Annotated in this window: 12 protein-coding genes and 1 other annotated feature; of the genes, 1 reads left to right on the forward strand and 11 read right to left on the reverse strand. The window is 39.2% G+C overall.

All coding sequences use genetic code 11. The features are described 5' to 3' along the window. Nucleotides 1-12 precede the first annotated feature (12 nt). On the reverse strand, nucleotides 13-567 hold the full coding sequence (infC, locus tag DW000_RS04730; protein ID WP_021148309.1) for a translation initiation factor IF-3: 555 nt from the start codon (nucleotides 565-567) through the stop codon (nucleotides 13-15). 351 nt (nucleotides 568-918) lie between these two features. On the opposite strand from infC, the gene DW000_RS04735 reads away from it, so the two are divergent. After that, nucleotides 919-2412 carry a DASS family sodium-coupled anion symporter gene (locus tag DW000_RS04735; protein WP_120055379.1) on the forward strand — a complete coding sequence of 498 codons (1494 nt, stop codon included), beginning with the start codon at nucleotides 919-921 and terminating at the stop codon, nucleotides 2410-2412. Nucleotides 2413-2576: 164 nt separating this feature from the next. Here the strand turns inward: DW000_RS04735 and DW000_RS04740 are convergent, their stop codons facing one another. The 10 genes from DW000_RS04740 to DW000_RS04785 form a co-directional block, all read right to left on the reverse strand. Then, the gene (locus DW000_RS04740; protein WP_120055381.1) at nucleotides 2577-3782 is read right to left on the reverse strand and encodes an MFS transporter; all 1206 of its coding nucleotides are present in this window, start codon (nucleotides 3780-3782) and stop codon (nucleotides 2577-2579) included. Between the two features lie 155 nt (nucleotides 3783-3937). Continuing rightward, the gene (thrS, locus tag DW000_RS04745; RefSeq protein WP_120055383.1) at nucleotides 3938-5848 is read right to left on the reverse strand and encodes a threonine--tRNA ligase; all 1911 of its coding nucleotides are present in this window, start codon (nucleotides 5846-5848) and stop codon (nucleotides 3938-3940) included. A 141-nt stretch (nucleotides 5849-5989) separates the two neighbouring features. Beyond that, nucleotides 5990-6222, reverse strand: a binding site (T-box leader). A 143-nt stretch (nucleotides 6223-6365) separates the two neighbouring features. Further along, a complete protein-coding gene (locus DW000_RS04750) occupies nucleotides 6366-7355 on the reverse strand; it encodes a hypothetical protein (RefSeq protein WP_120055385.1) in 990 nt (329 codons plus the stop codon). Nucleotides 7356-7456: 101 nt separating this feature from the next. Then, on the reverse strand, nucleotides 7457-7732 hold the full coding sequence (locus DW000_RS04755) for a DUF4911 domain-containing protein (protein WP_120055387.1): 276 nt from the start codon (nucleotides 7730-7732) through the stop codon (nucleotides 7457-7459). 3 nt (nucleotides 7733-7735) lie between these two features. Further along, nucleotides 7736-8980, reverse strand: a complete 1245-nt coding sequence (locus DW000_RS04760) for a U32 family peptidase (RefSeq protein WP_120055389.1) — start codon at nucleotides 8978-8980, stop codon at nucleotides 7736-7738. Beyond that, entirely contained in the window at nucleotides 8980-9588 is a 609-nt protein-coding gene (locus DW000_RS04765) for an O-methyltransferase (RefSeq protein WP_120055391.1), read from the reverse strand. The genes DW000_RS04760 and DW000_RS04765 overlap by 1 nt, the downstream gene beginning before the upstream one ends. Before the next feature lie 23 nt (nucleotides 9589-9611). Next, on the reverse strand, nucleotides 9612-11045 hold the full coding sequence (gene mltG / locus DW000_RS04770) for an endolytic transglycosylase MltG (protein ID WP_120055393.1): 1434 nt from the start codon (nucleotides 11043-11045) through the stop codon (nucleotides 9612-9614). 243 nt (nucleotides 11046-11288) lie between these two features. Further along, a complete protein-coding gene (locus DW000_RS04775; RefSeq protein ID WP_008601328.1) occupies nucleotides 11289-11585 on the reverse strand; it encodes a DUF1292 domain-containing protein in 297 nt (98 codons plus the stop codon). A gap of 26 nt (nucleotides 11586-11611) precedes the next feature. Then, nucleotides 11612-12031, reverse strand: coding sequence for a Holliday junction resolvase RuvX (gene ruvX, locus DW000_RS04780; protein ID WP_004696363.1), 420 nt, complete (start codon nucleotides 12029-12031; stop codon nucleotides 11612-11614). Beyond that, nucleotides 12031-12291: an IreB family regulatory phosphoprotein gene (locus DW000_RS04785; protein ID WP_004696366.1), complete on the reverse strand. Its 261-nt coding sequence runs from the start codon at nucleotides 12289-12291 to the stop codon at nucleotides 12031-12033. Before DW000_RS04785 ends, ruvX begins: the two co-directional genes overlap by 1 nt. Nucleotides 12292-12407: the final 116 nt, after the last annotated feature.

A 12407-nucleotide genomic window follows, 5' to 3' on the forward strand; every position in this document is an offset into this window, starting at 1 on the left:
CCTCCCAATACCTTATTTACTTACTAAAATCATGGTCATGTTACGACCTTCTAATTTAGCTGCTTTTTCAATAGACGCCGTTTCTTTGAGTTCTTCAGCAAAACGTGTCAACACTGCCATGCCTAGTTCTGGATGTGAAAGTTCACGACCGCGGAACATGATAGTTACTTTTACTTTGTTACCTTCAGCCAAGAATTTGGATGCATTTTTCATTTTTACGTAAAAGTCATGGTCTTCAATATGTGGACGTAATTTGACTTCTTTCAAAGTTACGATTTTTTGTTTCTTTTTCGCTTCTTTCTCGCGTTTTTGTTGTTCATAACGATATTTACCGTAGTTCATAATGCGAGCTACTGGTGGTTTAGCGTTAGGTGCAATTTCCACAAGATCAAGATGCTGTTCTTCAGCCAATGCCAAAGCCTCACGGCCAGACATAATACCGATTTGTTCGTTTTCAGGACCTACGACACGAAGTTCACGAGCACGAATCTCTTCATTAATGCGTGGTGTATCCTTGCTAATAGCGTTCACCTCCAAGAGAATAAAAAAACGGACGGCAAACACCATCCGAATAGAATTCTCTATATTAACCTCATACTTCTTGGTATTAGGTGAGTGGCGGATGGCCTCTGCTTCATAAATTACTTAATTATAATAACAAATTAGATAATGAAAGTCAACAACAATCTTAAGTTGCTCTCAGCAATTTATTATTACAACTCTTATAGTATAACAGAGATTATAAGTTCTGTATATAGGCATACTTACTGACACCTATCCCCCTTTATGTATACAATATTTCTATAATATAATTATTAATTCTATAGAAAAATACAATACAATAATATATATAATATATTCTACCTAACTAGGTATTATACAGTAATAGGTATTACACAAACTGAAAGGGGTTTTATCATGAGTGTAACAACTAGTTCGCCTCCGCAAAAGGCTCGTACAACAGTTCAAAATATTGGCCTTATTCTCGCCTTTATTGTTCTAGGTAGTATTTTATTATTGCCTACGCCAGAAACATTATCTACCGGTGGTCATCGCATGATTGGTGTCCTCGCCTTTGCTATCATCTTGTGGATGACATCGGCTGTATCCTATCCGGTAAGTGCGACCATGATTACGGCACTCACTGCCTTATTACTAGGCTTCTCTCCAAATCCAGAAGCGCCAGCGAAAACTATGGGCACAGCCAATGCCTTGAAACTAATTATTTCAGGTTATTCTTCCCCTGCGATGATTCTCGTAGGTGCAGCGATGTTTATTTCCGTAGCCATGCGTAAAACAGGTCTCGATCGTCGCATTGCTATGCTCGTATTATCTAGTGTAGGTACAAAGGTCAGCCGCATCTATTTAGGTGTTATTATTACAGGCCTTATTCTCGCCTTCTTTGTACCAAGTGCAACGGCTCGTATTGCTTGTTTGGCTCCAATTATTATCGGTATCGTCGAAAACTTAGGTATTGAACGTAAAAGCCGTGTAGCAGCCCTGCTCATGGTAGGTGCCGTACAAGCAGATACATTTTGGAATATTATGATTCAAACAGCTGCCGCTCAAAACCTTGTAGCTGTTGGGTTTATGCAAGCACAGATGAATACATCTGTAAGTTGGATTGATTGGCTCACAGCAGCTGCACCGTTCTCCATAATTATGGCTATTATTACCTACTTTGTAACGCAAGCTTTTATCAAACCAGAGTTTAAAGAGCTCGTTGGCGGTGATGTACAACTCGCTAAAATGCGTAAAGAAATCGGTCCAATGACATTTGATGAAAAGAAACTATTATGCATCTCCATTGGTTTATTAGCATTGTGGGCCACAGGGGGTAAACTACACTCTATCGATACTACAACAACTACGATTATAGCAATTGCCTTATTCTTCTTCCCTAAAATTGGTATTATGGACTGGACGTTTGCACAGCCAAATATCGACTGGGGATCGATTGTTATGTTTGGAGCTGGTATAGGACTGGGTTCCGTATTACTTAAAACAAAAGCTGCTACTTGGCTCGCACAGGTATTTGTAAATGCCTTCTCCCTTGAAACAGCAAGCGTGTTCCTTTTGATTGCTATTATGGCTGCCTTCCTGATTTTAATCCATCTTGGATTTGCATCAGCTACAGCTCTATCATCTGCCATGATTCCTATCGTAATATCCATCGTTATGGGACATTCCGCAGAAGGACTTAATCCGCTTGGCGTAACAATGCTCATGCAATATGCAATCTGCTTTGGTCTGGTATTACCAGTAAACTCACCACAAGGCATGGTAGCTTATGGTACAGATACATTCGATGTAAAAACATTTATGACTACAGGGATTCCCTTAACCATCATCGGCTATGTCATGATGCTCGTATTTGCACTGACATACTGGCATTGGATTGGAATTGCGTAAGTCTAAATATTCTAAATAGACCAAACACTCTAAATAATTCTAATATTTTAAATTAAACATACTATAAAAGGCTCTGTCTTAAGACAGAGCCTCTTGATTTTTATATGAGTTTCAATATAAAACGTCTATATTCTTTTCGATGTAAAGCTTTCACAAACAATTATTTATTCTAATTCCTTACCTTTAAGTTCCGGAATCAAGAATACGGTTGCCAATATATCGATTACATAGATAATAGCCAAGAATGCAATTGCCACTTGGTACGAGTACATTGAGATAATCATACCTACTACCATTGGGCTAAAGCCACCTACAGCGCGACCGATGTTAAATAATACATTTTGAGCCGTTGCGCGAGCACTTGTTGGATAAGCTTCTGCCATTAAGGCACCGTAGCCACCCATCATGCCATTTACAGAGGCCCCTAGAATAGCGCCGGCAAATAGCATAGCTGTTGGATCAGATAGTTGAGAGTAAATCAAGATAGATGCCACAGCACATACTTGGAACAAGATAAATGTTGGTTTACGACCAATTTTATCCGCCAATCGTCCGAATAACCAAATGCCAAGCATCATGCCACATACAGTTACGGCAGTCCACAGACCCGATTTTGTAAGAGAAAAACCTAATTGCTTACTCAAGAAGTTAGGCAACCAGATCATAATACCGTAATAACCAAAGTTTTGAACAGATGTTAAAACAGCAACACCTATAGATGTTTTTGTAGTTCTTACATCTTTTACTAATAACTTGAATGAGTTCGTATAGGAATGGTCCTTAATTTCTTTACTTTGAACAAAGATTTCTGGTTCATGTAATTTCGCACGGAAAATCCATGCCACAAAGGCAGGAATAATGCCAACCAGGAACATACCACGCCAACCAATATAAGGAAGTAATACGGGAGTTAACAGTGCTGCGGCCAATACGCCTAACTGCCAACCGATGGCAACATAGCTTGTTGCCTTTGCACGGTGTTGTGCCGGCCAAACTTCAGCTGCTAAAGCCATACCAATACCGAATTCACCGCCTAGACCGATGCCGGCAATTGTACGATATATGAGAAGATCCCAATAACCTTGTGCAAAAGCACAAAGCCCAGTGAATACAGCAAATAATACAATAGTCCATGTCAACACACGAACACGACCAAACTTATCTGACAAGGTACCAAAGATAAAACCACCGATTACGGCACCTACCAAGGTCCACGTCACAAGTGAACCTGCTTGACCAGTAGTCAAGCCTAAGTCCCCTGAAATCAAGGTTAGCATAAAGCCAAGAATCAAGAGATCAAACCCATCCATGGCATAACCTATAGATGAACCAATAACAGCTTTCCAACCGTATGAATTTACTTCTTTCATAGTCATTTCCTTTCGCTACTCACAGGTAACAATTAAAGAGAATATAATAATAAAATCCCCCTCATATAATCTCACCACTAATAAATTATACAGACTAATTATAATTGTGCAAGATGTGAGGGGGATTTTTATCAATATAAACAATAGATATTTAATTAATTACGTTCTTTAATTTCAATCTTAATAGAATTAAAGAATTCTTCAAATGGTACAGAACCTAATTCATCACCACCGTGTTTACGAACGTTAACTGTGCCTTCTTCAACTTCTTTATCACCCACAACAAGCATGTAAGGAACTTTTGCCATTTGTGCTTGGCGGATTTTATAGCCGATTTTTTCACTGCGATCGTCTACTTCTACGCGTACATAGTCGCGGTGCATTTGTTTTGCCAATTCCTTAGCATATTCAACATGTTTTTCAGAGATAGGCAAAATTTTAACTTGTACAGGAGCCATCCATGTTGGGAATGCGCCTGCATAGTGTTCAGTTAAGATACCAATGAAACGTTCCATAGAGCCGAAGCATGCACGGTGAATCATGATAGGACGATGTTTTTGACCATCTTCACCAATGTATTCAATTTGGAACCGTTCAGGCAAGTTCATATCCAATTGAATAGTACCACATTGCCATGTACGACCTAAGGAGTCTTCGATATGGTAGTCAAGTTTAGGACCGTAGAATGCGCCGTCGCCAGGGTTGATTACGTATGGAATACCTTTCGCTTCGATAGCATTACGCAATGCTTCTGTCGCTGCTTCCCAAATTGCGTCATCACCCATTGCATTATCAGGTTTAGTGGACAGTTCTACATGATATTTCAAGCCGAATTGACTATAGATACGGTCGAACAATTCGATAACTTTCATCAACTCAGTTTGCATTTGATCTGGCAACATGAATACATGAGCATCGTCTTGTGTGAATGCACGTACACGGAATAAGCCATGTAATGCACCGGATAATTCATGACGGTGAACTAAACCGAGTTCAGCGTAACGCAATGGGAAGTCACGATAGGAATGCATTTCGTTTTGGTAAACCAAGATACCACCTGGGCAGTTCATAGGTTTAATTGCATATTCTTCATCGTCGATGATTGTAGTATACATATTTTCACGGTAATGATCCCAGTGACCAGAAGTTTCCCACAAATGTTTACTCAAGATGATAGGTGTACGAATTTCTTCATAGTCAAAATCATGGTGAACTTCACGCCAGAAGTTTTCTAATTCGTTGCGAAGAGCCATACCTTTTGGTAAGAAGAATGGGAAACCAGGACCTTCTTCTTTGATAACGAACAAACCAAGTTCTTTACCAAGTTTACGATGATCCCGTTTAGCCGCTTCTTCAAGCATATGAAGATACGCATCTAATTCTTCTTTTTTCTCGAATGCTGTACCATAAATACGTTGCAACATTTTATTCTTTTCATCGCCGCGCCAGTATGCACCTGCAATGCTTTGTAATTTGAAAGCTTTCACCTTGCCAGTGGATGCCACGTGAGGTCCTGCGCAAAGATCGATGAAATCCCCTTGAGAGTAGCAAGAGATGATTGCATCTTCAGGAAGGTCTTGAATCAATTCTACCTTGTAGTCTTCATTTTTAGCTTTGAAAAATTCGATAGCTTCTTGACGAGGCATAACGGATTTAGTAATCGGTAAATTTTCTTTTACAATACGGCTCATTTCCTTTTCGATTTTACCCAAATCTTCAGGAGTCAAAGTATGTTCCATATCGATATCATAGTAGAAACCTTTGTCGATAGCTGGTCCAATAGCCAATTTAGCTTCAGGCCATAAACGTTTGACAGCTTGAGCCAAGATATGAGAAGCTGTGTGGCGCAATGTATGTTTACCACCATCTTCTTCGAATGTTAAGAATGCTACTTCAGAACCATCTACAAGTTCTTCGCGAAGGTCTGTTAATTCGCCATTTACGTTAGCAGCTAGTACTTTTTTAGCCAAGCTGTTAGATAGTTGTTTTACTGCTTCCCCAAGAGTAGTGCCAGCAGCATATTCCTTCGCACTACCATCAGGTAAAATGATTTTTACATCTGCCATTTTTCTTTCCTCCAATTTATAAACTAGGATAGCATCGATTTTTTACTGTTACCAATATGCTCACGTGCCACACAATACATGTACATTGAGTAAATATCTTGAAGAAATTGGGTAATAAAAAAAGACCTTCTATCCCTACAAACAAGGGACGAAGATCATTCGCGGTTCCACCCTAGTTAACTACCTATACGAATATATGTGTATAGTTAATTCACTTCATTAAGCCCGATAACGGTGGCGGCCGTATTTGCCTACTTAGGTTCGACAAATCAGTTTAAAGGGGGTAACTCAAATATATGTGTAAGGCATTTCCAGCATCTGCCTCTCTCTGGTACACAGGGATAAAAGAATCATGTCCTTTGCATCACTTTTACTAGATTATAGTATCATAGAGAATTAAAAAATTCAATACAGTTTAACTGGAAATTTTATAAATTCTATACATTAAAAATAACGGCCCGAATGTATCGAGCCGTTTTGTAAGATCTATTAACCTTTGAAAATTTTGCTAGCTCTATTAACGTTTGAAGTTTGTAGACAGCATAGCACCAATTACTTTTTCCAATTTGCTAGTGGAAAGATCTGGACCTTTATAGAGTGTTAAGAGCACGTCATTAGAGTTATCTTGTTTAGATACCATCATAACGCCACTACCGCGAGCACCGTTATCATCATAATCTTTCGCTACGATAACAAGGTTCAAATAATGGTCCTTCATGTATGTATACACCTTGCTTGTACGCGCAGAAGAGCCGATCATTTTTGCCATATTCATACCACGGTTAAATACGATTGCATTTGCATTATGAGGATTTGCCGCTAATTGTTGCTTCTCTTCTTCATTTAGAGGCATGAGGTTTACCATGAGGGAGTCACCCATCTTGCCGCGGAACATGGCTGGCATCGTTTCGCGCACGTCATCAGGAATACCTGTGTCAGCAGTCAATTTCAATTCCTTAGGCACGGTCATGTATAAAACACCCTTGCTATTGCGGCCCACCTCTGTTGTACTGAGGTCTACAGCGCTAAGCATAATGGAGTCTTTAATGGTCGCCACTTGGTTAGCCAACGGTTTTTCAGGAACGCCACGGCTCGCCAATTGTACATCGCCAGATTTAGTTTTCTTCAATGTTTCCACATTCCAGCTTGCACCTTTTTTATCTGCATCGCTAGCTTCTGTGAAAGCATTCGCCCCGTCTTTTGTGCCTACATATACATAGGTTTGAGCCGGGATGATGGTATCTGGTGCACCAGATTTATTGAATGCCGCACCATATACTACATTAGGAATCACAGTAGAGCCAATTTGTAAATTGTTGTTAGTTTGGCTTTCCACATCAAAATTGATATTCCCTGTAAACGTCATATCAGGACCGTGGTTGATAACAACCACATCTCCTGCTTGAGGAATGATTACAGGACCAACAGGACCCGCCATAGCTACACCTGCCATCGATACTCCAAGGCAAGCTGTTAATAATGCGCGTTTCAAAATAGATTGTTTCATAGATATACTCTCATTTCTCTATAATTTGTATACATTTGATGTAATTGTAAATCTAGTATAGTCATAAAATTCCCTCATACGATTTACAATCAAAATTATACTTAACCTTCTATAGTGACATAGTCGGATAAGCTACTTAATACTTCAAGCGCCAAGGACCTTGTAGATGGTGTGCAACGCAACATGCAGCGCCCACTCGCCTCTACAGAGGTCATAACACCTAAATATTCATAGCCTTCAATGATGCGATTGATGAAATTCGTATGCTTAGGATCAATGTGAAAGTACACATACGCTTCTTCTCCAGAGGTTGCTAAATCGGGTACATCTGGAAATGCACCGATTGATTTACTCGGCTCTAAAGCTGTACTGCTCATAAACTATTCATCCTCTTTAGGTTTGCACTCACGGCGCATCATGGAGTACGTTTCAAGTGGTGTATCCATGTAAATGCGTACTTTCATTTGTGCATGCGGTGCTACATCGATAGGATTACCATCTTCATCTGTCATTTTTTCTATAACAGTTTCAACTAGTTCTCCTTTTGGCTGGCAGAATTCTACCTTATCGCCCACCTTGAAGTTATTACGTTGTTCAAGATCAACGTATTTTTCTTCTTCGTTGTAGCCCATAACTAAACCGATGAAGTCATGACTTTGAGTATTCGTAGATTTACCATAGTTTTGCGCCGTTTCATCAGGACGACCTTCAGCAAAGCCGTCTGTATAAGGGCGATGGGAAATCTTTTCTAATTCTGCAATCCATTCTGGACGAACGTACCAATCTTTACCTTCTTTAAGGTATGTATCAATCGCTGTGCGATATACTTTTGCCACTGTGGCACAGTAGTGAACGGATTTCATGCGACCTTCGATTTTAAGACTATCAATACCAGCTTCATATAGATCTGGAATGCGGTGAATTAAACACAAGTCTTTAGAGTTAAAGATATACGTGCCATGTTCATCTTCTTCGATTGGGTAATATTCACCAGGTCGATTAGATTCCACAAGAGAATATTTCCATCGACAAGATTGAGAACATTGACCACGGTTCGCATCGCGATTACCTGTCATATAGTTAGACAATAAGCAGCGACCAGAGTAAGAAATACACATAGAACCATGTACGAAGGACTCAATTTCAATATCTACATGATCCTTCATTTCTTTAAGGTCTGCTAAGGATACTTCGCGAGCCGCTACAACACGTGTGGCACCAAGTTCTTTCCACATTTGAACTGTATGCCAATTCGTAGTGGAAGCTTGTGTACTTACGTGAAGCTCTAAACCTGGAGCCACGCGCTTAGCAAGGCTAAAAATCCCCATGTCTGCAACGATGATAGCATCAACACCGATACTTTCAAGGAATTTCAAATAGTCCTCTAAACCTTCGAAGTCCTCGTTGTGAGGAATGATATTACATGTAACATGAATCTTTTTACCATGTGCATGTACAAATTCTACAGCTTCCTTTAATTCCTCGTCGGAGAAATTAGAGTTGCCTGCGCGCAAGCCAAAGCGTTTACCTGCGCAATATACGGCATCCGCACCATAGCGGATAGCCATTTTAAGCTTGTCCATATTACCTGCAGGACAAAGCAATTCCATAAAGTGTTCTGCCATTATTTGTTGTGCCCTTTCCACACACTCACACTCATACCATCACCCATTGGGTAAATAGTAGTGTTAAACAATTCTTTATTTTCAACATATGTTAAGTATTCTTGTAACCGTTTTACGATAGTTTTGAACCGTTTTGGTGGTTCCTTATCGCCCCTTACATAGCCTCTAAAGAGTACATTATCTGCAAGAATGACGCCCCCTTCTTTCACATGTGGCAGAATAAGTTCAAGTTGTTTTAAATATTGCCCCTTTGGACCATCTAAAAACACTAGATCATATTCGCCTGTGAGTTCCGTTAAGACTTGAGACGCATCGCCTTTCAGCAATGTAATTTTATCAGCATAATCGGATTGGTTAATATAGTATTTCGCCATTTCGTAACGCACATCATCCAGTTCAATGGATGTAATATGCCCCTCTTCCTCGTAAAGTAGCGGAGCCATCAACAAAGCGGAGTAACCAATGGCGGTGCCCACCTCTAACACAGAGGTGGGCCGGTACAAACCTATTAATTCTTCAAATAGATGAACCTCAGATTCTCGTAAAATCGGCACATCATTAATCATCGCGTAAATACGCTGTTCATTTAAAATATCATTTAATGTCATGAAAGTAGATTAAATCTCCTACATTATCTATTGTTAGTACCACTAGGAACTACCAACGTAGAGCGTTCAGCAGGATTTGCAGGTTCTACCTGAATTTGTGGTACTTGTTGTGCATTAGGAATAACGTTCTGCATCGATTCAGGTACAGGTGTCGTCGTTGGTACATACGTATTGGTATTTGTATTATTTCCATAGGATGGAGCAGTTGGCGTAACTTGCGTCGATGATTGATTTTGTGTTGAACCTGGTACCGGATCTGGAATCTCAGCTGCTGGAACTGTAGTTGGTGTGTATTTATAACTAGGTTCTACGTCAACATATTGAGAATCTGCTTCCACCGCTTCTGCAGAACTATAATTATAATTAGGCTCTGTAGTCGCTACTGCTACGTCATAGTTAGGACCAGCTTGTGCAGCTACTTCCGTATTAGCAGAAGAATTTTTTACTGTGTCAGCACCATAAATTTTATTAACCGCTGCTAAATGTTCTTCGTAAGATTTAGAGAAGTGATTATGCCCCTCTTTATCTGCTACGAAGTATAAATAATCTGTATTTTCAGAATGTAATACTGCATCTAGAGCTTTTTTACCAGGATTTGCAATTGGTCCTGGTGGTAAACCTTTAGATACATATGTATTATATGGGCTTTGCAATTGTGTATCACCAATCGTTACATTTTCTTTCGCATAGCCAAGTACATAGGAAATAGTCGCATCAGATTGCAATGGAATACCATGAGCTAGACGCTTTTTGAATACCCCTGCAATAGTTGGACGGTCTGCATCAAATAAAGATTCTCGTTCAACAATAGACGCCAAGGTTACAAAGTCATGAATACTCATATGTTGAGCTTGAATTTGTTTCTTCACAGCTGGTGTAAGGTAACGATTCATTTCGTCAGCCATCATTTGAATAACATCACGAGGCGTAGCACCTACAGGGATTTCATACGTGCTTGGGAACAAGAAGCCTTCTACAGGATATGTAGCAGGTTTTGTACCTTTCATATAAGGGTATGGTACATAGGTCTTAGCTTCAGCTAAGAAGTCCTTCGCCTTCATAATTTGATTCTTTTCAAGAACGATAGCAATATCACCAACTGTATATCCTTCTGGAATTGTAACACGAATAGATTCTACATGACCTTCTTGTAACAAAGAAATGAGTTCGCGCACAGTTACTTTATTAGGTATTTGATAATGGCCAGTTTGAAGCTTATCATTGGTACCGCTCAAATATAACCAGAGCTTAAAGCCTTGAGTTGAACGAATAAGCCCTCTTTCAAAAAGCATATCTGCAATTTCAGTACCCGTTTGACCTTTTTCAATAACGACTACTTGTGTTCCATCATCTTGAGCAAAGGTATTCGGTACAAAGTACAATGCACCTAGGCCTCCACCAATAATTAATATACCTACAATAACTAGGATCAAAATATATCTTAAGGCTTTTCTCACGTTGTTGAGTTCCTTTCTGTAACATAACAGTATATCAATTCATTATACCATAAACTCTATATTTCCCCTATATAAAAGGGCAATGATTCCACTTATTCCATTTTATGCAATATATTAATTTTATATATTTGTTATGCCCTTAGCATGAATGAAGTCCCTTCTTTGTACAACAATGATAAGGTATAACAAAATAAAAATAGCGCATTGTCCACTGACAACACGCTAAATTTATGCTAAAAACGATTATTCGTCTTCATCCATGTCTTCATACAATTTTACTAGAGTTTCAAAGTTTTCATCTTCTTCATCCAAAGGTACGTATTCTTCTACGCCTTCTTCATTTGTTTCGATGCGAGCCAAGATCATGTATGTGTCATCTTGACCTTCATGATCGGCATCTTCATCTTGTACATGTACAAGAACGGCATACTCTTGACCTTCATGGCTCAAGATAACATCTTCTGTGAAGTATTGTTTATTACCATGTTCGTCTTCGAATTCCAAATAATACACTTCACCTTCAAAATTTTGGTCAACCATTGGAAACCCTCCTTAAGGAAAAATACTTATTTATTAAACTGCAAGCGATCTAGATATCCTTGCAAAATTACAACCGCTGCCATTTTATCGATAACGGATTTACGCTTTTTACGGCTCACGTCAGCTGCGATGAGTTGACGTTCAGCCATAACAGTAGATAACCGCTCATCCCAATATGTAACAGGTAAATCGATGACTTCCTTCATTTTTGCAACGAATTCTTCAGTCTTTTCAGCCCGTTCACCTTTTGTACCATTCATATTTTTCGGCATACCTACCACAAGTTCATGTACTTCATATTCAGAAATGAGTTCTTGTAAGCGATTAAAGTCTTTTTCCAGAGATGTTCTACGAATGGTTTCAATACCTTGTGCAGTCATGAGCAGTGCATCGCTACAGGCAATACCAATAGTACGGCTGCCTACATCTAATGACATAATTCTCATTATAATTGTTTAGCCTTTGCGTATTCTTTCAACAATTCTTCAATCAAGTCATCACGCTCTAAACGGCGGATATCGGAACGCGCATTATTATAACTTGTTATATACGCAGGATCTCCAGAGATTAGATACCCTAAGATTTGATTAATTGGATTGTAACCTTTTTCTTGAATAGATTGATAAACACGCGTAAGCACCTCTTCAGCGGTCATCGGTTCATCGTCTACTTTACGGAATAACATGGTTTCATCTGAAACGTTCATCGTATCCCTCCTTTTTATTACATCGGCAGATTTCACTATACAAGTGAAATCTCACCTACTATTATACTTGAATTAAAGCTACAAAGTCAGTAACTTTTTATGCATTATAAAAAATT

The organism is Veillonella sp. AF36-20BH, from assembly GCF_003602765.1.
Classification (GTDB): domain Bacteria; phylum Bacillota; class Negativicutes; order Veillonellales; family Veillonellaceae; genus Veillonella; species Veillonella hominis.